General features: G+C 36.1%; 20 protein-coding genes. 12 read left to right on the forward strand and 8 right to left on the reverse strand.

What is annotated here, in order from left to right; translation table 11 throughout:
- Positions 1 to 249: 249 nt before the first annotated feature.
- The 4 genes from HT99x_RS11120 (at position 250) to HT99x_RS11135 (ending at position 4,764) form a co-directional block, all read left to right on the forward strand.
- Positions 250 to 579 (forward strand): hypothetical protein, encoded by a 330-nt coding sequence (locus HT99x_RS11120; protein WP_139016536.1) that lies wholly within the window; start codon positions 250 to 252, stop codon positions 577 to 579.
- Positions 546 to 1,097 (forward strand): hypothetical protein, encoded by a 552-nt coding sequence (locus HT99x_RS11125; protein WP_075064845.1) that lies wholly within the window; start codon positions 546 to 548, stop codon positions 1,095 to 1,097. Before HT99x_RS11120 ends, HT99x_RS11125 begins: the two co-directional genes overlap by 34 nt.
- Positions 1,098 to 1,250: 153 nt before the next feature.
- Complete coding sequence (locus HT99x_RS11130) at positions 1,251 to 2,276, forward strand: phosphotransferase (protein ID WP_075064844.1); 1,026 nt, start codon at positions 1,251 to 1,253, stop codon at positions 2,274 to 2,276.
- A 175-nt stretch (positions 2,277 to 2,451) separates the two neighbouring features.
- Positions 2,452 to 4,764: a hypothetical protein gene (locus tag HT99x_RS11135; protein ID WP_075064843.1), complete on the forward strand. Its 2,313-nt coding sequence runs from the start codon at positions 2,452 to 2,454 to the stop codon at positions 4,762 to 4,764.
- A gap of 53 nt (positions 4,765 to 4,817) precedes the next feature.
- Here HT99x_RS11135 and HT99x_RS11140 read toward each other — a convergent pair whose 3' ends face one another.
- From HT99x_RS11140 to HT99x_RS11155, 4 genes are all read right to left on the reverse strand, one after another.
- The gene (locus HT99x_RS11140) at positions 4,818 to 5,867 is read right to left on the reverse strand and encodes an alpha/beta hydrolase fold domain-containing protein (protein WP_075064842.1); all 1,050 of its coding nucleotides are present in this window, start codon (positions 5,865 to 5,867) and stop codon (positions 4,818 to 4,820) included.
- Positions 5,868 to 6,011: 144 nt separating this feature from the next.
- The gene (locus tag HT99x_RS11145; protein ID WP_075064841.1) at positions 6,012 to 6,965 is read right to left on the reverse strand and encodes an aminoglycoside phosphotransferase family protein; all 954 of its coding nucleotides are present in this window, start codon (positions 6,963 to 6,965) and stop codon (positions 6,012 to 6,014) included.
- Between the two features lie 42 nt (positions 6,966 to 7,007).
- On the reverse strand, positions 7,008 to 7,913 hold the full coding sequence (locus HT99x_RS11150; protein ID WP_075064840.1) for a DUF2950 family protein: 906 nt from the start codon (positions 7,911 to 7,913) through the stop codon (positions 7,008 to 7,010).
- A 20-nt stretch (positions 7,914 to 7,933) separates the two neighbouring features.
- A complete protein-coding gene (locus HT99x_RS11155; RefSeq protein WP_075064839.1) occupies positions 7,934 to 9,547 on the reverse strand; it encodes a DUF3300 domain-containing protein in 1,614 nt (537 codons plus the stop codon).
- 347 nt (positions 9,548 to 9,894) lie between these two features.
- Between HT99x_RS11155 and HT99x_RS11160 the strand changes: the two genes are divergently transcribed.
- Genes HT99x_RS11160 through HT99x_RS11170 form a run of 3 tightly spaced genes read left to right on the forward strand, consistent with a single transcriptional unit; the run spans position 9,895 to position 12,474 of the window.
- A complete protein-coding gene (locus HT99x_RS11160) occupies positions 9,895 to 10,461 on the forward strand; it encodes a helix-turn-helix transcriptional regulator (RefSeq protein ID WP_083482748.1) in 567 nt (188 codons plus the stop codon).
- A gap of 2 nt (positions 10,462 to 10,463) precedes the next feature.
- Positions 10,464 to 11,591: an aminotransferase class I/II-fold pyridoxal phosphate-dependent enzyme gene (locus HT99x_RS11165; protein ID WP_075064838.1), complete on the forward strand. Its 1,128-nt coding sequence runs from the start codon at positions 10,464 to 10,466 to the stop codon at positions 11,589 to 11,591.
- Positions 11,578 to 12,474 (forward strand): Rossmann-fold NAD(P)-binding domain-containing protein, encoded by an 897-nt coding sequence (locus HT99x_RS11170; protein WP_075064837.1) that lies wholly within the window; start codon positions 11,578 to 11,580, stop codon positions 12,472 to 12,474. The genes HT99x_RS11165 and HT99x_RS11170 overlap by 14 nt, the downstream gene beginning before the upstream one ends.
- A gap of 60 nt (positions 12,475 to 12,534) precedes the next feature.
- On the opposite strand, the gene HT99x_RS11175 is transcribed toward HT99x_RS11170, so the two are convergent.
- On the reverse strand, positions 12,535 to 14,085 hold the full coding sequence (locus tag HT99x_RS11175; RefSeq protein WP_075064836.1) for an SAM-dependent methyltransferase: 1,551 nt from the start codon (positions 14,083 to 14,085) through the stop codon (positions 12,535 to 12,537).
- A gap of 200 nt (positions 14,086 to 14,285) precedes the next feature.
- On the opposite strand from HT99x_RS11175, the gene HT99x_RS11180 reads away from it, so the two are divergent.
- Together HT99x_RS11180 and HT99x_RS11185 are read left to right on the forward strand one after the other, a co-directional pair.
- Positions 14,286 to 17,930 (forward strand): prolyl oligopeptidase family serine peptidase, encoded by a 3,645-nt coding sequence (locus HT99x_RS11180; protein ID WP_075064835.1) that lies wholly within the window; start codon positions 14,286 to 14,288, stop codon positions 17,928 to 17,930.
- 120 nt (positions 17,931 to 18,050) lie between these two features.
- Positions 18,051 to 19,088 (forward strand): RhoGEF domain-containing protein, encoded by a 1,038-nt coding sequence (locus tag HT99x_RS11185; protein WP_075064834.1) that lies wholly within the window; start codon positions 18,051 to 18,053, stop codon positions 19,086 to 19,088.
- A gap of 92 nt (positions 19,089 to 19,180) precedes the next feature.
- Here the strand turns inward: HT99x_RS11185 and HT99x_RS11190 are convergent, their stop codons facing one another.
- Positions 19,181 to 19,921, reverse strand: a complete 741-nt coding sequence (locus HT99x_RS11190) for an outer membrane protein (protein WP_075064833.1) — start codon at positions 19,919 to 19,921, stop codon at positions 19,181 to 19,183.
- Positions 19,922 to 20,194: 273 nt separating this feature from the next.
- Between HT99x_RS11190 and HT99x_RS11195 the strand changes: the two genes are divergently transcribed.
- Positions 20,195 to 20,974, forward strand: coding sequence for a DUF4564 domain-containing protein (locus HT99x_RS11195; RefSeq protein WP_075064832.1), 780 nt, complete (start codon positions 20,195 to 20,197; stop codon positions 20,972 to 20,974).
- Positions 20,975 to 21,144: 170 nt separating this feature from the next.
- A complete protein-coding gene (locus HT99x_RS11200) occupies positions 21,145 to 24,777 on the forward strand; it encodes a RasGEF domain-containing protein (RefSeq protein WP_075064831.1) in 3,633 nt (1,210 codons plus the stop codon).
- 150 nt (positions 24,778 to 24,927) lie between these two features.
- On the opposite strand, the gene HT99x_RS11205 is transcribed toward HT99x_RS11200, so the two are convergent.
- Together HT99x_RS11205 and HT99x_RS11210 are read right to left on the reverse strand one after the other, a co-directional pair.
- Positions 24,928 to 25,665, reverse strand: a complete 738-nt coding sequence (locus tag HT99x_RS11205; protein ID WP_075064830.1) for a hypothetical protein — start codon at positions 25,663 to 25,665, stop codon at positions 24,928 to 24,930.
- Between the two features lie 182 nt (positions 25,666 to 25,847).
- Positions 25,848 to 26,588 (reverse strand): SDR family oxidoreductase, encoded by a 741-nt coding sequence (locus tag HT99x_RS11210; protein ID WP_075064829.1) that lies wholly within the window; start codon positions 26,586 to 26,588, stop codon positions 25,848 to 25,850.
- 127 nt (positions 26,589 to 26,715) lie between these two features.
- Here HT99x_RS11210 and HT99x_RS11215 point away from each other — a divergent pair, with 127 nt between their 5' ends.
- Positions 26,716 to 26,853: a VOC family protein gene (locus HT99x_RS11215; protein WP_259566437.1), complete on the forward strand. Its 138-nt coding sequence runs from the start codon at positions 26,716 to 26,718 to the stop codon at positions 26,851 to 26,853.
- Positions 26,854 to 26,867 lie beyond the last annotated feature (14 nt).

Raw genomic sequence — 26,867 nt, forward strand, 5'->3', positions numbered from 1 at the left:
AATGATACTCTATGCTTAGTAAGTGTTTACTATTTAGAATAAACATATTGTACTACTCTACTGGCTTTCCAGTTGGTAGCATAGTACATCTATATGTGTATATTCAATCATCTAATTTAGATATGCGCTAGCTAAAGTTCTCCATAACCTTAGAGTAATAGCAGTAAGTACCTAGATTAACCTTAATTCTGGTCGTCTATACTTAATTTATTGCATTCTTTCGAGATATATTCACGTCCAGGGACTAATATGCCATCCAATATTGTACAAAGTGAAGCTTTGTTAAAATCCTTATGTCCGGCGGTACGTGAAGTTTGCCAACCGTTATTTAATTATCTTTCAGTCAGTTTTTTCAGATATATTCGTTCCTATCCAGATAGGAGCAAATATATACTTTGCACTAATGAAGACTGGCTCACTGAGTATTTCAAAGATAAACTCTATGATGTTGAATATGCTAATTTTCATAAAATACCTCGAACAGGCATTAGTATACATGGACACTGTAATGATACCGATCCTGTTTGTACCTTCTGGAATAAAAAATGGCGGGAACGGGTAATTACCGGCTCATTTTAGCGCTTTATGAAAAACACGATACTTATCTAGAATTTTACAACTTTGGCTTAAAACAAGACACTCATGCATCTAATAACATTTTCTTAAATAATCATTCTCTTTTTCATCACTTTATTACTTATTTTCGAGAAAAAGGTCATCCTATTTTGCTAAAAGCAGAAACCGCTAAATTTGAATGTAAAGAAACAAACTATTCAGAAGATATTCATAATAACTGGATGTTAGGATTACCTAACGAGTTTGAAAAAATGATTGTTGAACAAATGCCTGTTGCACAAATATACTTAAATGGCAGTCTAGATCAAGTATTTCTAACAAGAGAAGAAGCTATATTTGTTCGGCATTATTTAAATGGATTCAATCTGGAACAAATAAAGGTAAAAATGTCAAATTCATTAGATGATTGCAAAGCAATCGTAAATGCATTGACCAAAAAATTAAATCTTGTCTCTGAAAAAGATTTGCGCTCCACTCTCATCGCCAATCGAATTCAGAAAAAAATATCCTTTATTAAGTGAATCAATATTCCTAACATAGTCTTCAGTTTATTAGAAATAAAGTAAATAAAGGTAAAGAAACCTTTTCTATGACTCATAGAATCGGTAATATATTATGTATTGGCGTAGCTCCTAACATGCGTTAACAATAAAAAACCGGATTGATAGAAACCCATGCTTAACAAACCTGATATTCAAGATGAGGAAATAATCCATTGTTTGCAAAATGAATATGGATTAAAAGTAGAAGAAATCTCATTCTTGCCCCTTGGGGCCGATCTGAATACCGCTGTCTATCGCATTATAGCAAACGATAAAATGAGTTATTTTTTAAAGTTACGACGCGGCGAATTTAATGAAGCTGCCGTATTGGTCCCTAAATACCTTGCCGATAGTGGTCTAAAGCAAGTTATCCCACCGTTAGCAACAAATACAGATCAACTTTGGGCCAATTTAGCATCCTTCAAAGCGATATTATCCCCTTTTGTCGAGGGCCGTAACGCGATTGAAAGACACTTAACACAAGAGCAATGGATTGAATTTGGTTCAACACTCAAAAAATTTCACAGCATCGATATTCCTAAAGCACTCACCCATAGAATACCCAAAGAAGCATTTTCATCCCGTTGGCGCAAGACGGTAAAGGCTTTTCTTGAACGTATCGAAATAGATGCTTTCCTAGAACCTGTTGCCATTAAAATGGCACTATTCTTGAAATCAAAAAGCGAAGAAATACGTCAAATGATTGAGCGTACTGAAAATCTTGCAAGCATACTGCAAAAACAACCAATCGACTCTATTTTATGCCATGCAGATATTCACGGTTGGAACCTATTAGTTGCTCATAATGGCGAATGGTATATCGTTGACTGGGATACCCTTTTATTGGCCCCTAAGGAACGTGATCTCATGTTCATTGGTGCTGGGCTTGGTGATAGTGGACGCCCCCCTCTTGAGGAGGAAACCCTGTTTTATCAAGGATATGGCCTAACCAATATAAACCACGCTGCTATTGCCTATTATCGCTATGAACGCATCATTGAGGATATTGGCGTATATTGTGAACAAATCTTCCTCTCAGATGAGGGTGGTGAAGATAGGATGCAGTCATTTGAATATTTACAATCTCATTTTCTGCCAAACAGTACTATTGAGAGAGCTTATCAGTCTGACAAATTCTTTTTATCATCCTACCGCTGAAAATGAACAGATTTTTTAACTTCCAAATAGTGTAACTACAATTTTTATGACGGTGCCCCCACTATTTACCGCTTATCTGCTTAGCCTCTCCAATTAGTTAATTTTCTAAATACAAATAGGAATTTTCCTGACATACTGCTCAAAAATTAATTAAAGCGACATGGGGACAGCAGCAATGGCATTATCACAACCTTTTTTAAATTCTTTGAAAAATAGCGATGAAAAGAAAAATGCAAAACTGTTTAACAAACTGCCTTTCGAAAATAACGCTTCTATAGCCTTAAATGATGAAGCAGAAACACTTCTCAAAAGTATAACGTTACTCGCTAAAAAAGAAAAAATTGCTGCCCAACTACAATCACTAACCTTAAATGGTAAACCGTATAATAATGTATTTGAAAGCCTCGTAGAATGCTCGATTGCAGAACTCGAAACCGTTGTAAAGACATTGGAAACCTTGTCTTCCTCTCACCATTTAAGAAAGCTGATAACTCAAACCCATGATTTGATAGGTTATTTTAAAACAAAGTATCAACCTAAAGGATTATACGGTTGTTTAGCCCTTGCGAACGATTTGTGCTCTTCTGACAGATCAATACCTTTTCAATATGCCATGTTAACGGGTGTTATCATGCCAGTCATGTCTCTTTTCGATGATTTAGAAAAAGATGGCGACTTAACTGTAAATTCTATATCTAAAATAGATATCGCCAAAGCAAAACTTCAAGCAGCGTTAGCACAATTTAAAAAAGACAAAGATCAGATGTTACAAAAGGAACTTCAAGAATATGACGATAAAATGGAAAATGAAATCCAACAAGCACTTAAACCTAAGTTAGCAAAAATAACGGATTTAGAAAGCACATTACAAGAACTTCAACAAAAATACATTGCCAATAACAGCGCAGCCGACCAGCCCGAGCTCATTCAAACAAAAATTGAAGAGCTTAATGAAGAAATTAAGCATTTAAAAATGGAAACCCTAAACTATGAATCAACTTGTCGTAAGCTCGTGCAAGTCAGAAAAAGGGAACTGATAAAAACTCGGAGCAAAGAAGATGCAATTCTTCATTTATTCTTCCTCGGCATCAACTCGGAACTTGATTTCATCAAACAACGAGTCAAAGCACTATATGCAAAAAAAGAAATCAACAATAAATATTCAAGAAAAACTGATTATATAAAAAAGAAGAAAGAACTCAGAAAATTAAAAAACAAAACGGGTTTTCATTATCTACTCTCAGACATTGATGGAAAAACCGCAAATAAATTTATAACAAAGCGTGGCGGTAAATTATTATACAATCAAAGCCAAAGCAAATTAGCAGCAATGGCTAATAGTGAGGGATTGTGCGGAGGCTATTCAGCCGAATTCTTAGACATTTGTACTGCGCCAGATTGGAACATGCTTTCATTTACTGAAAAAATGAAACGGTTTAAACCTATTTTGGCGGTAAAAAATAGCTTTACCGCTGGGCATTTAGCCTCACTTTCTAGTAATAATCTCGCAATGACTTTAGAATCAGGTTTAAGATGGGATATTCAGACAAAAAAAGACTATAGCAAGAATGCTGCACTCTATGAATTTAAGTATGATGACACTGTCGATGAAAAACATCAAAAAGCACATAAGAGAGATTTTTTCAAAGGTTTAGTAGATGCTATTATCAATAAAACGAACAACTCAACATCCGCTAGATTAATGATTACCTTTTTTGACAAAAAAATAGGACACGTTGTAGGTTTAAATTACGATAAAGACGGTTTTTTATTTCACGACTCGAACACGGGATATATACATTTTAAAGATGCCGAAATGTTTGCTACATTCTTGGTCGATTATCTTTGCAGATATTACCCTTCTTTAAATAACAATTGCCATCTTTATGATTTTGATATTGTTAAGAAAAACACTGCTTCATACAATATTACGGCGAAACCTGAAGATGCCGATCTGCTAGCAAGCACAAAATCATTAAGAATGAAATCACGAGTTATCAAGCAAGAAAGCCAGCTATTAGCCCGGTTTGATAGTGTGAAGAGTAGCTTAGATACCCTATCCAATACGCTTAGGAAATCAATTTCTGCCAAACGCAATTTAGCAGAACAATCTACTAGTATCTCACTTCTCACGCCAACTGTTAGTTTCTTGCCAACCGCTGAAAGTTTAAAGCAGAGCGTGCGCCCCACATGGAATCAAGCACAAGCGTTACAGGATTTAAAAATTCAAGAAGCGGCTCAATCGTTAATAGCAGCTTACAAAAATGATTATGATAGCGCACTTGATCTAAAACCTGTTCTTAAAATGAGAGTTTTTCATGAGATACAAGGTCTTTTAGATCCAAAATCAAAAGCTGCACACTTAGAAACTTTAATTAAATTAAACGAAGAGCATAAGCTGCCAAAATGTGAGCAAATGTTTAAGCAACTTGAAACACTTTCACAGCCAACTCAAATTGCTTCGCTTAGGACCAAGATAAGCACCTAAAATCCACGAATCCCCCCTTGGCCTCTCTTTACCTAACTAAAGAGAGGCTTTTTTTAATTTTTAGCTTTATGCTTACCCTTCATGATCGTATCTTCATTGAAAAACCACCATAGAGTTCGTCCTGCTTGGCTAATAGCAGCACGTGCCGTAGGTGAATTTTCAAGGGCATTCAACATGACAAAATCATGGATTGTCCCTAAATAACGGGTTGCAACGACAGGAACACCTGCTTGCATTAGTTTGTTAGCATAGGCTTCACCTTCATCACGTAACACATCATTTTGATCGGTAATAATCAATGCTGGAGGTAGGCCTTTGAGTTCTTCAATCGAAGCTTGTAACGGTGATGCGGTAATCTTTTTACCGTCTGCTTTATTTGGCAAATAAGCGTCCCAAAACCATTCCATTGCCTTTTTCGTTAGCCAGGGACCGTTTTCAAATGTCTTGTAACTTTCTGTATCTAGATTAGCATCCGTAACCGGATAAAAAAGCACCTGAAAACCAATTTTGGGGGTCTTCTTTTCTTTTGCTAATAAGGTTACCGCTGCAGCCATATTGCCACCCACACTGTCTCCCGCTACTGCTATTTTATTTGCATCGAGATTAAGTGATTTACCATGTTCTGCAACCCATTTAGTTGCAGCATAGGCTTCTTCAATTTGGGTGGGATACTTTGCTTCTGGTGCGGGGCTGTAATCGACAAAAACAATAGCCGCATTCGATGCATTGGTTAATTCTCGTAAAAAACGCTCGTGGGTTTTAAAATCCCCTAAAATCCAACCACCACCATGAAAATACATAACAACCGGTAAAGCATGCTTAGCATTTTCAGGACGAATAATATGCAAAGGAATTTTTTTACCGTCTGCTTCAATCGTTTTAGTTTCAATTTGAGCAGGTGCAATATCTTTTGCCGACGCTTGGAGATCCGTCAGCACCTTCCTTGCCTCAACTGGGGTTAGCGTATAGATAGGTTTTCCCCCCGCTTTATTGATTGTATCAACAAACTCTTTTACCCCTTCTTGCAGTACCAACTCATCAGCCAGGACGATAGAAGCGTTGAAACATAGTGCTGCTATCGTATAAAGTGCAAGTCGTTTCATAGCGAGATCCTTCACAAAATTACCTATCTATACAGGATAGACTTATTCATTTATAAAGATATTGGTATTTTTATCATCTGTTTAAATATACCCAAGTGCATAGCCTTAATACATAAAGATAAATACTCATCGAAGGCTTTAAGATCATTTATTTAACCTCATTGAATCAGACGTAATGTATCTTGAGAGAGGCAACAGCGTTTTAAGCAATTCCGCTATAAACCAACTTTGCCTCTCTTTGCTTTTATTATGCGTAGCTGTCTGCAATCGGCAAACACATAACGAAGAAAAAACAGGAAGTAATTTTAAGATGTTTTGATAGATTATTTCTAATTCATCGAGACTAGCCACATCCAGCCAACAAGATAAACATTCGCGCTTTATATTTTCTAATAGAGGTCCATCTAATTCTAATTGGTAACGCCTTGCATTATTTTGTAAGTGAGCAGCAATTGAAAAAAAAGGGTGACTGATGACACACTCTCCCCAATCAACTATGGATATGTGTTGGGTATGTTTATCTATGATCAGATTATTTTCATTGAAATCACTGTTTACTAACGTATCTTTAATATTTTGCTCCGCAAGAAAGTGGCAAATTGTTTTAATGGTAGGCACTAAGTCTATAAGCTTTTCTAACTCGCTGCTTGTAAACCCTTCATTCAATACCAAATCTTTCTTTTCTAGTAATTCAATATAGCGGTCGGGGATATGTTCAATACGCCAATCGGGTATGCCGATTAACTCAAAAACTTCCCTCTTTTGTTCCAACGAGCGCAGAATGTTGAGATACAAATGCAGCCCTTGAATTAATTGCTCTGAGTCTATTGTTCCTTTAAATAAAGTCCGAAGAGAATAATCACCACAACTATTCATTAAAAAACAATTCAATTCTTGATTGTGGTGAAGAATAATAGGTATAGGGGCATCTGGTATGAGATGTTTAATTGCCTTGATTGTCTCATACTCAATTAAATCAGCAGGTGTTTCTTTTAAATAAAATTGACCTTCCGAGGTTGGAAAGCGGATCACCGTCGACCAGGGCGTTTCTATAACTGTTTCAGGAGGGTATTCACTTTTATCTCCGTTAGAAGACAAGTAGGCTTTCCCCCATTCAACCAGTTGTATTATATTGTTCAGCTACTTCACCACTTTCCAGGTTTTATCTGGGTTATATTTCGTTATCTTAGCAACATCTTCAGTCGTGTGCGGACCTAGATCCTTTTCATAGACTACCCCATCTTGCCCCACCATAAAAGTCATCACGCCTGAATTACCATATTCTGCCGGCCAAGCAATCAGTGCATGGCCTGAAATCATTTTGTCTTTCATAACGTAATCAAGTTCACCACCCAGTGCATCCTTTCCTTGGCTTTTGAGTATACGATAGTAATACCCCAGATAAGGTTGTTGTTTGCCTTTTGAATCCCCATATCCAGCTGAACTTGCTTGGGCAAAAAAGTCTCCTAATGGGCTTGGCGTCTCACCCGCATTCACAGGATAATAAAGACCGTCACGTTTATTGGGAGAGCTCATCAATTTCTGTGCGTAGGTGTTCATTTTCGCATGTTCAGGGTTAGTCATATAATATTCGCGCTGTGCATCGACATAAGCAAGAACTGCATTAATGGCGGAAAGTTCATTGCGACCGACCCGACGATTGAGAATTTCTTGTTTACCTGCATTGGTATCAAAGTACCAACCTTTGTCACCCTTCAACAAGGGTATTGGAAATTCCCAATGATCTTTTCCTAATGTTAATTGATACTCTACCTCATTAACTTTCTCAAGCTTATTTTCTTCATCACAAGCTTTTAAAAACTTATTATGATTCGCTTCATCTTCAATAGGATCGCCAGAGTCCAAAATAGGTTTTGCATCTGAACCCAGAATATTGAGCAATTTACTCATATCCTTTTCTTTAATGCTCACAATGAGTTCTTTTACTGCTGCTTGTGGCGTTGAAAAATAAAGTTGCTCAGCTTTAACAGATGATGCGCATAGCATACTGCAAATGACTAATAGCGAAACGATATATTTGTTCATGAGATGCAATTTCTCCTTTCTTAGCGTCGTCCACCGCCACCACGTGCGCCTCTGCTTGCAGCAGGGCGGCTGGCAGCACGACTCGATGCTAAACTATGCGAACCACGATTACTGTATTGTCTTGCTTGAGCAGCATGGTTAATCCCATCAAAAGCATTTCCTTGCTGGCGTTCTGCAAAGCGCTCCCTTGCCGCATTTTGTTGCCCTTGTTGACGCTGAGCAAATTGTTGCGACTGAAATCTGGGTTGCTGCTGCTGTCTTTGTTGATCTATCCTTTGTTGTTGCTGCTCTGCTCTTTGTTGTTGACGCTCCATTCTTTGTTGTTGCAGCTCTTGTTGTTGAACCTGAAATTGTTCTTGCTGATGCTCCTGAATTCTTTCTTGTTTTTGCTGTTGTTCACGAAATAGTTCTCGCTGTGCTTGTATGTCTCGATCTTGTGCAGACATTCCTTGATCTTGACGATCCGCTATTCGTTGTTGACGATTCCCCCTATTATCTTCTAATTGTTCTCTTCTTTGCTGATTATCTATTCTTTGTTGAGGTAAATTGTTCAGATCTTGAGCGTGTATTTGCTTATCGGTACTCGGCACTTGGGCGGTATTCGGCATTTGGGCGCCATAAAACCGTTGATCCAAACTGGATCGTTGCTCACTAATTTTTTGTTGTACCGCATCGATATTGTTATTATTTAATACCTGATGCCCTCGAAAAGCTTCTCTAATTTGCTCGCTTTGTATTTGTGCTTGTGCATACTTTTTCTGAGAATTTGCATCACGATAAGGTAGCCCTCTGCGATGAGTTGAATCATGTTTCCAGTCAGGATTATTAATTCTGTCACCCGTAAACTCAAAATAACGATCAACATTAATCGTAATACCTTGACCAGTCCATGAAATATCTCCGTAAGCACCATCTCTTAAAAGGTAACCCAGTGAGTATGCCAAGGCCATTCCAGGAACGTAACCATAACCTGCTGGATAGTAGTAATCAGCAGGATAGTCCGAATAAGGCCATTCTCCATATACGGTTGTTGGATCGTAGGATGGATAGGCGATAACATCGGGATTGGTCGGTTCGATTTGAATATAGTTTGCTTCTTGTTGTAACGGATCCGTGGTTTGTGAATCACCCGATGTCGCTTGATAATTAGGATTCGATATTACACTCACCGCTTGTTCATTGTTTGAATTAAGGTTACCTCTTGCTTGAGCTTTTTGACGTAATTGTTGAATGGCGTAAAGCACGTCATCTTGTTGCGCCAGAAATGCATCACCTAACTTGATTGTCATCTCTAGTTTTTCGCTCAGTTTGTTCAATATATCTGGAATAGCGGTCAGTGATTTAACACTGGGATCCCAAGTTTGATTTTTTAATGCGTTCTTTAATGCATCATCTTTTAAATTAGGATTCTCTTGCAACCATTTGGAAGCTGCGATAATTTCAATCGGATAAGTACAAGCCATCAAAATTTGTGCAAGTAAGGGATCAGGATAAAGTGCAATTGGGGCGACTAATTGTTCTATTTCAGCTTGTGAGAATTTTTTTGCTGTCGTTTGCTCAGCCTGAATTTGCCAAGGTAACAAGGTGAATAATATCAGTAGCCAAGTCATTAAAGTATTAACTACACGACTCATTGAAACTCTCCAAAATGAGATTTTACATAAAATAGCTGAAATAAAATCAATTTATGTTCAAAGGCTATTTATATCTATATGTCATTTTTTCAAATCAAGTCTACTGGGGATATGGATAGTGACAAGAAATAGATTGCTTCTCTTGCGCCATGATATTCATATGTTTTTTCAACAGATGATAAATGGCTAGAGAATGCTTAGGACTGGTTCAATTGATTTGCAGCATTCTCTTTCATTATGTGTATCAGCACGATATCTTGTGTCGGCACTAAATAGTCTATATTTATTGACATAATAAACTAAATAGTATATTTTGATGCTATCTTGGCCTATCTTAGGATATTCCTTTGCAGCAATATATTCCGATTTGTGACGCCATGGTGCAATTGATGCACCCTCTCATTGAAATTGTGATCCATGAAATTGATTCGGATAAAATCATTTACCTGAATGGCACTTTATCAGCAAGAAAAGTAGGCGATCCTTCTTTACTTGAACAAGAAGCCTTAGAAGAGGTATCGCAAATCATTTATCCCAAAATTAATTTTGATGGAAAATTGATTAAGTCTATATCTGTACTGCTAGAAAATAAGTGGCTGCTTTGCATTAATTGCGATATTTCTGTGTTCAGTAAAATGCAAAATATAAGCGAACTTCTGCTGAGCGTTGCCAGCTCTCAACCCCGTTCTCTTTTTGTTAATGACTGGCAAGAAAAACTTCATCTCACCATTCATGATTATTTACAAAAAAACAATCTTTCATTTGAAAATTTACATTCCTCCGACAAGAAAGATTTAGTGAAATATTTACTAGCTTTAGGTGCTTTTAACGAAAAGAAAGCAGCTGATTATGTCGCTAAAATATTAGATCTTGGTAGAGCCACCGTTTTTAAATACTTAAAAGAGTTGAGATAACAATGAGTGCTATTCCCGTATTTAAATTAGAAGAATATTTAACCCGTTATGAGTTTTCAGCTAAGCATCTACTTTGCTGCTCTGATGCGCAAAGTTTCTCGCTTTCAGAAATCCTAGAAATAGCAAGTCCTGAAGATAAGAAATTGTGGGATAACCTAAGCTTTAAATACACGGAACCTTATGGACATCCATTATTACGAGAAAGAATAGCAAGCTCGCTGTATCCAGGACTGTCTGCAAACCATATTTTATGCTTTGCCGGTGCCGAAGAAGGCATTTTCTCTGCACTTTCAGTGATATGTGAAAATGATGATCATGTTATTGTGATGACTCCTTGCTATCAATCACTAACTGAACTGCCTAAATCCAAGGGAGCCTTAGTCACTGAATTAGTTTTGAAAGAAGAGGAAGAATGGCGGATTAATTTAAATGAAATTAAAAATGCCATTACAGCAAAAACAAAGTGTATCATTATTAATTTCCCCCATAACCCGACTGGACAGATCATTGACCAAGAAGAACTCACTGAGCTTGTTAAGCTCTGTGATAAGCATAATATCTGGCTTTTTTCCGATGAAGTGTATAGATTACTTGGGACCCCTAAAAAAGCATGGGCTCAACCTGCCGCTTGTTTATATAATAAAGCACTTTCACTTGGCGTCATGAGTAAATCTTTTGGGATGCCAGGATTGCGCATTGGTTGGATTGCTTGCCAAGATGAAGCCCTTATTCATAAAATGAAATTATTGAAGGATTATTTATCAATCTGCAATAGTGCTCCTGCCGAGATTATTTCACTTATTTCATTGCAAAATAAAGATCTCATCTTGAAAAGAAATAACACTATTGTTCAAGAAAATTTAAGGCTATTAGACGTATTCTTGAAAGAATATCAGCACTTATTCGAATGGGTAAAACCCCAAGGTGGTTGTGTCGGTTTTATAAAATATAAAAGCTCGGAATCGGTTGATGTTTTTTGCGACCGTTTAGTAGAAGAAAAAAGCGTGCTGTTGATGCCTGCTTCTATTTATGATCATGATAGTAATCATTTTCGCATTGGATATGGTAGAAAAGACATGCCAGAATGTCTTGATAAATTAGAAGAATTCTTAACGCATGAAAATCATTGAATTATCTCAAATACAGCAATCGCTTAATCTGGCTGATGACTTAGCGTTATTAATTTCATCACAAAAATCAGCCTTTAGTGACTATTCAGAAGGGGGTTATAACGTTCCGCTACCCATGCAATTTATGTTTCCCAATTATGGTAGTGACTGCCATATTAAAGGTGGCTATCAGCAAAATAGTCAGCATCTGGTGATTAAGATTGCCAATGGCGGTCCCTTTGGTAGTCAAGGTGCCATATTCGTCTTTGCCACCCAAACAGGCGAGTTAAAAGCCATCCTACGTGATATGGGCTGGCTGACAACCTTAAGAACCGCTATTGCAGGCATTATTGCAAGTGAAGTCATTCCTTGGCAAATCAGTAATATAGGTATTATTGGCAGTGGCAATGTTGCAAAAATGCTCTATGAAATAGCCAAACTCAAATACCCTAATAAAAATACCCTGCTCTACGCGAGAGATTTAGCTAAGGCTAAAATGATAACTCCCCATACTTGCCAATCAGTAGATGAATTAGTGATGAATTGTGATTTAGTTTTTACTGCAACTTCTTCAGAAGAACCGATTATCCAAGACAACCCTTTTTATACCCCTAAAGCTTTTATTGCACTTGGCAGTGATGACGAACATAAACGAGAATTATCACTGAAGCTTTTTGAGAAAAGTGATATCGTTATGGTTGATAGTAAGCAACAAGCCAGCAAGTATGGCGATGTCGCCAAAGCACTCCATACCAAAATAATGAGTACCGATTCTCTTGTTGAACTTGGGCATGTTTTAAAAACGGGCATCTCTAAACAAGCAAAAACCATTATTGCCGATTTTTCAGGCATTGCCGCTCAAGATGTCGCGATGACCGAATTTATTTTATCTCGCTGTATATAGCAATCTACCAAGAAACTGATACCTCAGTATCAGCTTCTTTTTATCAAAAAAGCGAACTTGTTAACTATGCATTGGATCAATTTCTTTTTGCAATTCTGCAATTGCTTCATCTTTAGGAGAAATTTTAAGTGACTCATTGATCATTTCTTGCGCTTTTTCATAATTTTCAAGCGCATGATATGCCAAAGTCAGATTAAAATAGGTATCTTTATCTTTACCATAATAAGCTAATGAATAATTGTAAAACTCAATTGCTTTTTCATTTAAGCCCATATTATAAAGTGTTGATCCAATAGCAAAAGGCAGATCTTGAGATTTTTCGAGTTTAAAGAAATAACGCCAAGCACGTTCAAGTCCATTTAAGATGCTATGCTGTACGTTAACCGTCATATCATCATTTTCTAATTTTTCGATGAGTAGTTCATGATAATCGTAAAATATGCTAGGATCCCATTCTGCTAAATTTAAAATATTCACAATAGCTTCTAGCGTTTTAAGTTTTACAGGCTCATCTTCGATGTAACAGATATCAAAAAGATCTTGAGGGCTAAAACAAGATAAACTATTAGCAAAAGCATACGCTGTTTGTGGTATTTTATAATCTGCTTGAAAAATAAAGTTTGCCACTTGAAAATCGGCTCCTTTATCTCCCATTAAAAAACAATTTCCACCACAAAGCTCTGTGTAGCGTTTGAGCGCATCAAAATTTACCATCATCGATACCGAACCATGAAAAGAAATATCTGGATCATCATCTTCATCAAATAAATCTTTATCAGTAACACCTTTATCTGAAACCAAAAACATTAAAGGCCCTTGCGTGAGTTTCTTTAAATTTTCAATGCAGTGGATAGCACCTATTGGCATTAAAAATGCAGCATTTTCACACTCTGCTTCATAAGCCTGCAATATTTTATTTAATAAGGGCTTTTCAGTGTAATATTGCGTTTTAACTGGATGTTTTACAAACTCATATTTAGCATCTTTAAAATAATCTTTTAGCTCACCTTTCTCAAGTTGAGCTTGATTTTTGATAACTAATTCTACTTCATGTAAGCGATGATTAATGACTTGAAATGCGTCTTGTGACAATGTATCGAAGATGTAGTTACAGATCACAAACAAGGGCTTGTTGATTGACTTTGCTTCGATTAATTGCCCTGAAATAGCTAATTTGATCTGAGTATCTTGATTTGCATTATAGACAGCAAGATCTAACCAACCCTCATCGATAAAAGGTTTTAACGCATGGTGCGTTTGCCAGGTTTCAAGACTCTTTAAACTAATGTCGGTCATGATGAACTTTAGCCATTTTTTAGGCCATCCAAAAACCTCAAAAGCTTGGCGTAAATTTTCGAGTAAATAAAATGACAGCCGACCATGGCCTGCCCCTATTTCAAGAACATAAAAGGGACAGTCATCCAGTGGTTTACCATGGGTTGAAATATAGTCTTGAATTTGCGCGATAATCTGTTTCGCATAATTATTAGCTAAATAGGTATTGTTAGTGATTTGTTGGGGGACCACCTCATCTTCCCAAACTTCCGTGCCTAATTGCGCATAATATTCTTGCATGCGTTGCCATAAAATAGAATTCGAGAGAGAGGTCATATTAAGTATCTTAATAGTAAATAATCCAGGCATACTTACTAACACAACTTGATATATTAATCAAGCAAACAGCAAATTTAGCATCGCTACTTGGGGCAAAAATGTGAGGCTCCCCCTAATTCCTTAAATCGGGAACTTTAATTCATCCATTTTGTCTTCAATATATAGCGCTATGTTTAACCCTCCCAAATGAGGTGGTTATGTCTGATGATGATCCTTCAATTGTAGTTACCTATCAAGAAAGAAGTAGACGTTTACTTGATAATCTGGATAAATTGACAAAAGTAAGAAAGGGTGCTTCTTCGACCACTCCACTTTTAAAAGAAATTCAAAATACAGCACTTTCTGATTGGACAGGTTATGATGTTAATTTTCTTGCTGTTACTAATCCACCTACTCTTTCCGACTTAAAAAAATATTATCCTGATAAAGCCCCCATTGTTATTAGAGATAAAAGTCAAAACCCAGAAATAATGTGGGTTTATTATGTTAATAAATCAGGTGAAGCTGTTTTAATAGAAGATCCTGACTTAGAAAAAGTATATGCTTATAGTGCAAAGAGTTTTTCAGATACCATAACGTTTGGTCAAAATCTTAATCCTCTTGTTTATTCAATACTTAATCAAAAACAGTATCATTCTCAAGCACAATCGTTAATCGATCAACTAAACAGTATTGATTATAAAACTATTGATAATTTATTTTCAAAAATGTTAGACAACAATATTAAACTTCCTCAGGATGTTACTCAACTTCTTCATTATTACATGTTAAACAAAATGCCCAAAGGAACTCATTTAAGCTTAAAAACATTAATGTATTTTGCTAGAAATAATATCCATATGGCACGCCGCTCTGAACAATATAGACGATTGAAAAGTGCTTTTCAAAGCAATGGCTTTATTGAAGAGAAAATCAATTTCTTGTTGGATCAGAATGTCAATGCTGAAATAAAATCCGAAATGTGTTGCGCAATACAGGAAGAACAGATTATTCAGATCATCAATGTATTAAACAGCAAAAACACTGGAAACGCATTTGAACCTTCTTTAAAAGGATTATTATTAGCCATTATCAGCAGCACTGATGACTGGCAAAATAATTATGACTTTGTGGATGCCATGAAAAGATCTAATCCCGAAGTAGTGAAAAATGCCTTCTCTGAAATACTTCCTAAGATTACATTGCCTTTTATTGAGCAAGTAAAAACAGGCAAAATTTCTCTTTCCGATATTGAACGAATGTTTATTTTTATTGAATGGGATAAAATCAATTTACGAAGTGAACTTGCTTTACAACTGCTCAAATATTTAAATGATGAAACCATGCCAGAAAGTGATAGACAGAAACTCTTTGAAGTGTTATTGAAAAAAGATATTTTATTATTTTCATCACCTTCTAATGAAAATAAGTTTCACGATGCACTAACACTTTATATAACATATTTAATCAAACATTGGGAAGATCATAAAGACTTTATTGCTTCATTAAATACTAAAGATTTTGCTTTTCTCAAACACGCATTTGATGCTCCCCAAGTTGCAGCTAACGCCAATTTTAAAAAATTCATAAATGATATTAAACAGATCCCTGCCGGAAATTTAGCTACTATATTAAATTATATCAAAGAAAATATGGAGCAAGCGCTAATCCATTCTTTTAGTGCTGATGAAAGTCTTATTAAAGATAATATTGAACATACTATTGCTACCATGTTTGATAGTTTTATCTCTGAAACACCAGGCCTTATTTACTTTGAACAAGGGAATGAAACAAGAGAAGAACACGTAGAAAAGTCACCAAGAAATATAAATACTATTTACAACAATCATGGTTATGTTTCATTCAATCCGAAAAATACAAAAACCAATACCTTTGAAAAAGGGCGGCCTCTCTTTCTCGATGATGAAAAGACCATTCCGATTGGTTATAACATTCATTTACCCACTCCTCCCATTCAAAATATTATCGTAAAAGTTTACGGTGGCAATCAAGCGAGTGACGATAAAGATGATACTTGCTATTTCCCCGGCTACTACACAGAGATAGAAAAACATATGCTTAATGAAGGAACTGCTGTCATTACCTTAAATTTACCCGACATATTAAAACTACAGGAATTTCAAAATCAGATGCCAGAAGATCTTTTCCTTGAAATTCAAGCCTGTATTGACAAATTTTACAATACAATTAGAGAAAATCCACAATCTTTACATCCTTCTTTAAAAGGCCTTGATAAGCAAAAAATTTACCTTAAAGGAGAAAGCTTTGGTGGAGCAATGGCTCTAAGACATGCTCAATTATATCCTCATACTTTTGATGGATATATTTCACATGATGGTAGTATTTCAAGAAGCATGTCTATAAAAAGTGATCATCCGATGACTCGGCATATAGCGCAAAGTCCTGAATTATATTTAGATCCTAGCCAAAAAAATGAATTGAAAAAAATTCAAGATCCTATTTTACTAATGCATAACAAGGATGATCATAATGTTAATGCAAAAGTCACTCTTGATTTTTACAAACGACTCAAAGCCCAAGGAAAAGAGGAACTCGCTAGAGTTTGCATCACTCAAATAGGCAACCCACAACCTCACGAAAAGTATAACAACAAGGGCCACTACATCCCAACGGGCAAAAAAGAATTTGAGCGATATGCTGATACGCTTTCTTCTTTTATGACAAAAGGCCCTTCTTCACTGCCTGCTGTAAGTGAATGGCAAGGTTTTCAACAAAATACTCTTGCTAATAAATTTCTCAGGACCAGAAATTTCCTAGAGGATTTTATCGCACAAGCTCTAGAACATTATAAGCTGAATAATCATCAACACTCATCATTAAAAACACTTTGGGACAGGCATTATCGAGATCTTTTTTATGCCATAGCATTTGCAAATGAAGCAGCCAATACCACTCCGCTATTACTCACTGAAATTAAACGACTAAAAGACGAAAATCTTTTATCTGACCAAATAATCATCAATATGCTAAAATCACAATCTAATATTTTCTCTCAATATATTCAAGAAACCTATAAATTTGCCATACCTAAAGATGTAGATATCACTGCTGTCCTCACCAGCAAAGAAAACATCGAAAAATTAAGAAATGACATTTTAAACTTAGAAAACCGTGCCCCCATCATAAGACGATTTTTTTTGGCTACACTGTATAAAGCAAATCCTGATTTGTTAAAACCGCATTATCTCTCTTTTGCTAGTAATCCTGCTGTCGTTAAGACTGAGCAAAAAGCAAAAATGGAATTAGATAAAGTCATTACCAAAGATAAAAAAATGATTTCTAACGTCTGGCAGCAAACTGCAGAAAAGGCCTTAAATCAGCAAAGAAATAAACAAGCGATTGTTCATCGTTGGCAAGATACTGTCCGTGAAGCGGTCAAACATGAAAAACAAACAAATCTTGATTTAATTACTTCCAAATTAAATAAAATAACCCAAAAACCTCCTGCTATCTTCACCGATATTTATCGTGAGATAATAAACCTGTCTAGAATTTCTTTATATGACAAAGCAGAACTTACCAAATTAGATCAAGTATTTAATCACTTTAGTAACGATATAAATAAGTTGGATCAAACGAAAAGACCTGTTTATATGAATATCATTATGGCTAAAATAACCCAAGCTTTAATCAGTCAAGATGCCGATAAAATTGAAAAAACACTAGAGCAATGTCTCAATTTTATGCTTAAACAGCAATATCCCAATAAAAGAGCTTCTCACATTGATAAAGAAAAATGCAAAGAAACCATTGAGCGATATTATGTGGATTTAAAAAGCCAACTTCCTGTTGAGGCACTTGCTAAGAAGAAACAACTTTGAAGAAAAAGAGCAGATGACCTATATCCAAAACTATTATTCACACCCAATTTAAGTTATCTTTTTATTAATACAGCAAGTCGTATGGTGAAGTCTACATCGTGTAAATACAAGAGGACTGCTATGGCAACTGAAAAGGCACAAAGCGTTTTAGAAGAAATCAAATCAACAGAGCAAACTTATCTTGCCGGATTAAAACATTTGCTCAGTAATAAAGAAAAAATGCTTGCCGCCTATAATAAATCAAAACCCTCGCAATTAGAGGGTAAAATAAGCCAAGTCGAATTAAAATTATTTTTTGATGCCATTCAAGACCTCATCAATGATTCTGAACGATTACTTGCCCAAATAAACAATTCAACAAAAAACTATGAATCAATAACAAAAATCATAGAATCTTCAGCGAAACACTTCAGCGATGCAGCCATCTTTTATCACCTAATCCTACAAAAGAAATTACCAGAAAATGTTGCAGCCTCATTTAAAGGTGAAAGTAAAAATAAATCGGCTTTAACCACCTTTGGATATCACGCCATTATGCCTGCACAACGAGTTCCACGTTATGAAATGTTGTTTAAGGAACTTCAAAAAAGACAAGCAGAGGATATTGAAAAAAAACGTATTCAGACCACCATTAATGCAGCAATAAACGTTGCAAAACAAGTGAGTTTTACAGATGAACAGTTAGTTTCGGTGCAAAATCATGTTTCACTTGTGCAAGAAGCAGAGCAAGTAAAAAAATATAAAAAGGATAGTGTTGAATCCATTATTTCTCAAGAAATATATCAACAACTCGTTAAGCAAGAAAAAGATAATTCTGGAGCAAAATTAAATAAACAAGAAGCCATTTTAAAAACCTATATAAAAGAATCTGACAGATATGACATAACGATAACAAGGGCCATTTCACCCAAAGACCAGCTAAAAGCTGAACAGCTTAAACGAGATTTTACCAATCAGTATATTAAATTTATTGAAAAAACGGATCCTAAAAATGCCGATTCGCTACGAAAAGAAATACAAAAAATAGTGCAAAATAAGTCACACCCTCCCATTGTATTCCATCATGATAAAACCAAAGTTTCCAGCTCTCAAAGACCTGATGAAGCCCGCACTCCTTCATCTAGTCCTCCTCCCCCCAAAGAAAAAAGGAAGCTTTGATAAACCCTATGAAATGATTGTTGGCTGGAGTGGATTAAGATTTTTTATTTAGTCTGTGCAGAAAAAGGGGGCATTAGCCCCCTTATTGTTTGTTAGATATTATAAACCAGTGAAACAATTGCTGATTGCTCATAAGGGCTCATGCTGCTTGAAATTGAACCATTATCGCTTGCGGTACCACCTGTTGTGACTTTACGCCCTTTACCGTGGTAATCATATTCCATTCGAACAGCAAGATGTGAAAGGAATGAAATATTATTAATGACAGGTATTCCACTCATTGGTAATTCAGCACCAAGACCTATGACTGGACGATAACTATTACGGTGATTATCTAAATGAGCTACCGCATTTAATGAACTTTGGGCATCAACTTTTAATTTATCACGGCTATATTCAACACCAAATCGAGCATAAGGCAAGAGATAAGGCGTAAATTCATAACCCACCCGAGCCGTTAAACCAAGTACCCAATCACGTTCGTAATTGTAAGAAACAGCCCAACCCACGTTAGCTAAATCCGTGAAAGCAAATTCAAGTGCATCATCGTAATCACGCCAGTCAAGATTTAGCTCTAAACCAAGTAACCAACGTTCACAACCCATCTGATAACCACCAAATACCCCACCTATCCAGCCATTGTCTTGCTGTTTATGGGATATGGTTGACTGACGACCAGCCAGCGGTGTTGCGCTAAGAAAGGTAAAGCTATTGCTACCTTCTCTTTCAGCGTATCCGCCTGAAACGCCTAATAACCAATTTCCTTCCCATGCTTGTGCATTAGCTGCCAATAAAGCTGAGGAAAGACAAATCGCGATTCCCAGTTTTTTCATTTTCACTTACCCCAAATTTATTTAATTAATCTAACTGATATATTTGGTATAATCACGGCTTGGGTTTTTGTCAAAATATTTATGAAAATGACAATTTTTTGACTCAATCTATAAGCCAATCTAAGCAAGATTTCGTCTACTTCAATATATATGTCAGTTATTTGACTTATACAGAAAATCTGGAAGTTAGTTACGCTAATCTGTTTTTGATAGCTGAACGACTCATCCGCTGGTATCTCTCGCCTTTTTAGAAAATCACAAAGCGAGATAGATATGAAAACTTTTATTGAAAATAATATTCTGAACTTTCGCCATTGGATAACCAATCATGAATCACTTTTATTGGGTGGATCTTTAGGCTTCTTTCATTCAGGCCCCATCGGATTAGTGATTGGCGCCTGGCTTGGCAACTATATCAGCGAGAAAGTTTACGCCACAACCCGCCAAGTACAACACGCCACCCAAATAGTACAACCCATTGTTGCCCCTATTTCATTTGCTCGTAATAAACTGCAAAGCCTGTGGCAATTGACTAAAAGCGGTTATCAGGCCAGTAAAAATTGGTTTACCAATGATGAACAACCTGCCGCTATTCAACAACAGGACAGCCATAATGAAGTTCAAACAAGTCATCCATCCTTATTGCAAAAAGCAACGGATTTATTTGATCTGATCAATGGCCAAGCTGATGAACCCTCACAGGACAGCCATAAAGCAGATAAAGGACCGTCAAAAGCAACAAAGGACAGCCATAAAGAAGATAAAGGACAGCCAAATGCAACAAAGAACAACCAAGAAGCAGCGCAACCTCCACAACGTTCTTTGGCACAAACAGCAGCTGACCTGCTAGATATGATGAATGGCTATGCTGATGAAGAGACGGTTGAACAATATGAAGATTCTTGGTTAGCACGTGATATTAGTACGATACCGTCTCTTGTGATTAATCAGTTTAGAGGATTAACACAACGATTTTGGTCACAACCGGCAGCAAATTCTGCTACCACAACTGAAATCGACAATACCGCAAGATCTCGTGCTACCCCTAACTAACCTCTCAATAAAAGGCAGCGTGACTTTTACGCTGCTTTTTAATTTCAAGATACAACCAAAAGCGCACCTACACGCAGCCAAAACTTTCCATGCATTTTCTGTGTCTAAAATTTATATATTAAGATTATTTATTGTAATTGCACATTAATACTTCATCTAACAGGTAGATTATGACCACAGGAGAAAACATTCAGTCAGAAGAAACTGCAACGAATGCTGCGGTTGTATTTGACATGAATGAAGCGCAAAAGAAGGCGCTAGAAAGAGAAAAGAAAGTTAGGAGTTTATATTCCGGCGCATTTAATGATGAATCTTTTAACCATCTCAATGCTATCTATGCTATTAATTTGCTGCTAAAAAATGATGGGCAACTACCTATCGATTTTAAGATACAAAACGGAACAGAGTTACTGGAAGGAAAACAAGCCGTTGTCTATTTACTAGAACAAGCCACCGAGCTTATTTCCAACATAGAAAAGCAAAATGAAGCCATCAAAAATTCAAACAACACATCAAAAAGAGCGCTAAAAACAAACGCACTCAATAAAACAAATAACCATGCTGTCTTAAGCGAGCTTATGCTCACGGTGGAAGCCCTTGAAAAACATATTAACGAGAAACAATACACTGACATATATGTTGATACATTAAAACAAAGAATCCAACAAAATGGTATAACGCCTGAGGATGTCATCAAAGCTCGTAGCAAATTCGAATTTAAAAGGGGCAATGCTGATGCCCTAGCAAAGCGGGTAGAAGGCTCTAAACCTTTAGAACAAGGCCCATTAGTTAAAAATATTTTCACTAAACAATACGAAGAACTTGTTAAGGGTTTTTTAGATAACAGTGAATATACATACCAAGTGCTCGAAATGAACAATAATAAAATTGGCATTATTAACATGAATGGTAAATTTTATAATTTGAACGATATTATGAAATACGCCAACCTAAATCACTTAGAATTTACCCCCGAAGATAAAGAGAAATATGTCAATCGACTCGGTGATACTAATATTAAAAAAACTTTCCCACCCATAACATGGGTTGATGACAAACAACAAGTCTATGCCAAAAATCATGATAGCATCACAGCTATGGATGAGCAATTTCTTGCTAACAATCCAGAATTAAATGCAATTTCTAAAGCTGAAAGAATGGCATTGAATATTTATACTGGCTCCTTTTATAGTAATTCTAATAATCTCATCAGAGGAACGATGCCCTTACAAAACAAACAAGATTTTCTACCTGAGCTCATCATCAATACAGGAATGATCTCCTCAGGATTGAATGGCTTAAACCAAGGAAAACCTGTCTCCACCTTTCGTACCGAGTTTAAATTACCGAAAGAAGTTTTAGAGAAACGAAATAAGTTGGCAACATCAAAAGAAGGCATCGATAACGATGCCATTATTAGCACAGCAATAGATAAACCTTTAGAAATTCCTGATTTCGGCGCATTCAATGATCTTCTAGGAGATGAATACCCTTATGTCGGTGTTGTCTTTCATAATGTTCAAGGTGCCGACTTAAGAGGATTAAGCCAAAAGCCGTTTGAGAGTGAATTTACACTCGCCCCAGGGCAAATTCAATATCAAGGTGCTTTAGATGTCCAGGGTGGAAAAATATTTGTGGCGACACCTGTCGCAACACTCACAGGTTTAAAGGAAAAAGCAAGGCAATATCAAGAAGCAAAAAACGTTGTTCCTCCTGAAGATGAAATAGTCGTTAAAAACAATATTCTTTCTAGATTATCCGACTTAAATGCAAAAATTAACGCATTAAACACCATAGAACCTAAACAATATTTAAAATTATTAGCTGCTTTAGATAATGAATGCCAAATTGCTTATAATAAAGACTTCAAAAATCAAACACACAAAACAGAAATTGCAGCCGCAATGCGTAATGTGCTCAACAACATTAATCATAAACCCCATCCCGAAGATCCAAGCACCGCTAATTTGAAAAAGCAAATTTCAATTTTTGAAGTATCTCATGTGCTTGATAAAAAATTAGCTAACTCACAGATGGAACCCAAGTTCAAACAAAAAAAACTTGCCAAAAAAAATAGAAAGCTCATGGCTGGCGCAACAGCAGGCGTCATTGCTACAGGTCTCACCGTCGGGATTGCAGTGGTTCCTATTGGCGTTGGGATAGCTTCTGCACTAGCACTGAAAAAGATGAATGAACAGAAACAGAAGGGATCTAATAAAACTGATGAACCGAATAACAAAGATGAACCCCAAGCAGGAAGAAGAATTTCGCGTAGAAGAATCTCATTAAAGCGCATTCGACCAATAAATGATAAAAATCCATTAGAGAAATTCATTCATAAAACATTGCGTGGAAATCCGAGAGACACAAATAATACGGCAAAACAATTTGCCACTGAATTAAAACAGATTAATTTAGAGTTATTAGGAAAAATTACTCGAGAAGAATTCAATCAGAAAAATTTTGATAAAGATGAAAAGGTTGCACCCAACATTGTTGGCTTTATAAAAAATGGGAATAAAATTCAAGATATTGTTACAGCTGATTTGTTATGTGCCAAATCAGCCGCTCATCAACAAGCCATATTTGATTTTTATTTAGAGGTTGCTAAAAATTGTAAAGAAATGAAAGATTATACTTCGGTTTTTGCGATTGTTGCAGGATTAGAATCTTCATTTGCCTCTAGATTAATTGACAAAAAAAATTATGATAGAAATGAATTTAAAGAATTCAAAGAATTACTTGTTCCAATGAATAACTTTAAAAATATAAGAGATGCCATTGATAATGATAAAAACCACGGTGAAAATTATGTCCCCTATATGGGAATATATAGTAAGGATATGGAATCACTAAAGGGTGCAAGCGGTATGGATATGGATGAAAATACCAAAAATGCTGCAGAAGCGAAAGTAACAGCGTATAAAGACAATCTTTTTAATGAGCTTTCTCGCATTAGTCACTCTAATACAGCAGAGCCCACACCCAATTCAGATATGAGAGGAAGAATTCAACGGCATGAAGCTAAAACCGATGATGAGCTTGATAAAGTGTCATACGCAATTAAACCTAAAGGTAAAAATGCATCAATCGATTTCACTAAAGCACCCAAAATTAAAACTTTCAAAAATAAAACTAAAAGCCCTACTCCCATAAAACAAGAACCCCTATCTGCGTCCTCGTCAACCCCGACGCCAGTATCTGTATCAGATCCAACGTCATCTTCTGCTCATGAGGTACAAAATAATATTTCAAGCCCTCAACAGTTACCACCAGAACCTACTGTGCAAACTGTTCCATCTGTAGCACCTATATTAGCAGAAGGTCGTTTACCAGCTGCATTACGATCACAAACCATGCCTATGTTACCTCCCATCCCTGTTAAACAAGATGGCCCTAGTATGTTTTTAACGACATTAAGCAACTTTACCGCTAACAATAATACGCAATCAATTAATCATTTACTGGGACTTTCGCTTTATCATAGTCAGTCCCCCAAAGCCCATCGTGATAAAGATTGGATACCTAAAGATCAAGAAGTTGAGCAAGTGAAAAAGCTACTTGAATCAATAGGACCTAACATAATTGATCGCTATGACGACTTCATGAAGAGTCTACCACAACAAATGAGTAATCAAATTACGGTAGCAGAGATTGATTTAAAAAAACGTCAAGGTGCCTGCCTATTTGCTTTTAACAATGCCTATCAACTCATGCTTCATCAAAAGCAAAATAAAATCACACCAGAACAGACAATTTCATCCCAAGAAAATCTCTCGCAAACAAAACCCCGTGCTCGTTAAATAAAATTTAGGGTAAATACACGAAAAATGAACGTACAGGGTTTTAATATCAAGTCGCTGAGACTGAAATTGCGCCCAAAGAACAAAATAGCAGTCGCAAAAGTCGAATGTAAAGCACTATTTAAATTAAAAAAGCAGATTAATACCAGCTTATAAAGTAAGGAGTCCACAAGTTATAATCAACCCATCTATTTGCTTTTTTTCTTTATAATGTACATATAAATTAGCACCTATGTCTCCAGCAAAAGTTTCACCTACGAAAATGATTTTGTCTGAGATTTTTTCTTGAATAACCTTTAATAAGTTACGATCGTCAAATCTATCATATTGTTTCTTTTTATGAATCAGATCCACAATGCGGTAATATTCTTTATTTTCTGGAATTAATTCGAGCTCTTGCTTAGTGATATTGGACACATCGACTAACCCAGTTGCAGCCACATCATTACTGTGTTGAGCTAATAATTTATATTCGCTTAAGGGAAATAAAGATCCAAAAATATAACCATTACCTTCCAAATCATCTCCTTCTATTCTAAATGAACTGGGATTTTTGGTTAATACTTTATAAAAAGAATCATCAACTTTAAAATCAAAAGATCCATACCACTCACAATTTTCTACAATGCCTTTTGTAAAGGGCTCGCAAAAACGAATTGTATAAATATTTTTATTGTGTTTACTTTTAGTTTGAGATTTCATTAGTGGAATTTTTATATTTTCAGATGCTACACCATTAGAATGCAAAGCCCAATATTTAGATCCATTGTTTCTCAGCTTTACGATCCATTTTTTATTGTTTTTTCCTTTTCTAACAACACCTACTTCTTCATTACGTGCTAAATAACCATATCCTTTAGGGCTTGGCTCATTTCCTGTAAATGACATTTTTATACCTTATTAAATTTCAAAATGATGCCAAGTATAATTAATACCTGGCTATAATCTATTTAAGACAGATAAAGTATAAAAATTTTTTGACCAATGGATCTCAAAAATAAAAATTCGAACAGTGGTATTATAAATTTTTCTTGGTTTTTGAGCTGCCTTTATCGGTTATTATATTATTTTCATGACAAACGAAATTCAGGCCGGATAGTACTCACACCACCATCAATCAGTAAATCGATACCTGTAATATATTGATTAGTGGTTAAAAACATCACGGTATCGGCGATTTCTTCTGGCGTTGCAAAGCGTTTTAGTGGCACCAATGCAGTCGCTTTGGGAATAACATTTTTGTCGGGAAAGATAGGTGTATCGGTAAAACCTGGCGAAATGGAATTTACTCTTATTCCTCTATCTATCAAATCAGCAGAAAAGCTTTGGGCCAGTACGCTGATAGCCGCTTTTGCTGCAGAATAGACACTTAATCCTTTCCAACCGCCATGACACGCCATTGAAGAAATTAAAATGACTGAGGCATTGGGATTAAATAATGGCACGGCTTTTTGTACCGTAAAATAAGCGCCTTTTAAATTAATGTCCATGATTTCATCAAAATGATGCTCATCAACGTCATCAAGGATTTGACCGCCAGCAATACCCGCATTAACCACTAAGACATCAATCTTGCTACCCATTTCTGAAACCGCTTTGTAGAGCTTATCTAAATCTGCAAGTTTGGCCACATCGCCTTGAACGGTGGTGATGTTGCCAGAAAACTCTTTTGCAACATTTTGCAGTTTTGCAAGATCACGGCCGAAGATAATGACTTTAGCGCCCTTGTCTAAAAAAGATTTGGCTGTTGCTTTACCAATTCCACTGCCGCCACCGGTTATAACAACCACTTTGTTATGAAAAGATTCCATGTGTATCATCTACTTTTGAAAAAATGGGATAACATTATCGCCATTTCGTTACGGCTTGTCACTGAATTAAATGTGTTATAAGATCAGTCGCTTGTATTACTCTACCCTTCTTTTTGAAAGGTAAAAAATGATAGCTCATCTCGGATTCTATGTTGATGATTTGCAAAAAAGTGATGCGTTTTATTGTTCATTACTTAAAGTCATCGGATATGACGTCATTTATTCTTTACCCCAATTTGTCGCTTATGGCACGCGGTTTTTTTAGGCTAACCTCTCCAC

Source organism: Candidatus Berkiella aquae, assembly GCF_001431295.2.
GTDB lineage: Bacteria > Pseudomonadota > Gammaproteobacteria > Berkiellales > Berkiellaceae > Berkiella > Berkiella aquae.

What these genes read in the sequence shown, in the direction of transcription:
- HT99x_RS11120 (WP_139016536.1), top strand. Translation starts at nt 250, where the DNA reads ATGCCATCCAATATTGTACAAAGTGAAGCTTTGTTAAAATCCTTATGT.
- HT99x_RS11125 (WP_075064845.1), top strand. Translation starts at nt 546, where the DNA reads ATGGCGGGAACGGGTAATTACCGGCTCATTTTAGCGCTTTATGAAAAA.
- HT99x_RS11130 (WP_075064844.1), top strand. Translation starts at nt 1,251, where the DNA reads ATGCTTAACAAACCTGATATTCAAGATGAGGAAATAATCCATTGTTTG.
- HT99x_RS11135 (WP_075064843.1), top strand. Translation starts at nt 2,452, where the DNA reads ATGGCATTATCACAACCTTTTTTAAATTCTTTGAAAAATAGCGATGAA.
- HT99x_RS11140 (WP_075064842.1), bottom strand. Translation starts at nt 5,867, where the DNA reads ATGAAACGACTTGCACTTTATACGATAGCAGCACTATGTTTCAACGCT.
- HT99x_RS11150 (WP_075064840.1), bottom strand. Translation starts at nt 7,913, where the DNA reads ATGAACAAATATATCGTTTCGCTATTAGTCATTTGCAGTATGCTATGC.
- HT99x_RS11155 (WP_075064839.1), bottom strand. Translation starts at nt 9,547, where the DNA reads ATGAGTCGTGTAGTTAATACTTTAATGACTTGGCTACTGATATTATTC.
- HT99x_RS11165 (WP_075064838.1), top strand. Translation starts at nt 10,464, where the DNA reads ATGAGTGCTATTCCCGTATTTAAATTAGAAGAATATTTAACCCGTTAT.
- HT99x_RS11170 (WP_075064837.1), top strand. Translation starts at nt 11,578, where the DNA reads ATGAAAATCATTGAATTATCTCAAATACAGCAATCGCTTAATCTGGCT.
- HT99x_RS11175 (WP_075064836.1), bottom strand. Translation starts at nt 14,085, where the DNA reads ATGACCTCTCTCTCGAATTCTATTTTATGGCAACGCATGCAAGAATAT.
- HT99x_RS11180 (WP_075064835.1), top strand. Translation starts at nt 14,286, where the DNA reads ATGTCTGATGATGATCCTTCAATTGTAGTTACCTATCAAGAAAGAAGT.
- HT99x_RS11185 (WP_075064834.1), top strand. Translation starts at nt 18,051, where the DNA reads ATGGCAACTGAAAAGGCACAAAGCGTTTTAGAAGAAATCAAATCAACA.
- HT99x_RS11190 (WP_075064833.1), bottom strand. Translation starts at nt 19,921, where the DNA reads ATGAAAAAACTGGGAATCGCGATTTGTCTTTCCTCAGCTTTATTGGCA.
- HT99x_RS11195 (WP_075064832.1), top strand. Translation starts at nt 20,195, where the DNA reads ATGAAAACTTTTATTGAAAATAATATTCTGAACTTTCGCCATTGGATA.
- HT99x_RS11200 (WP_075064831.1), top strand. Translation starts at nt 21,145, where the DNA reads ATGACCACAGGAGAAAACATTCAGTCAGAAGAAACTGCAACGAATGCT.
- HT99x_RS11205 (WP_075064830.1), bottom strand. Translation starts at nt 25,665, where the DNA reads ATGTCATTTACAGGAAATGAGCCAAGCCCTAAAGGATATGGTTATTTA.
- HT99x_RS11210 (WP_075064829.1), bottom strand. Translation starts at nt 26,588, where the DNA reads ATGGAATCTTTTCATAACAAAGTGGTTGTTATAACCGGTGGCGGCAGT.
- HT99x_RS11215 (WP_259566437.1), top strand. Translation starts at nt 26,716, where the DNA reads ATGATAGCTCATCTCGGATTCTATGTTGATGATTTGCAAAAAAGTGAT.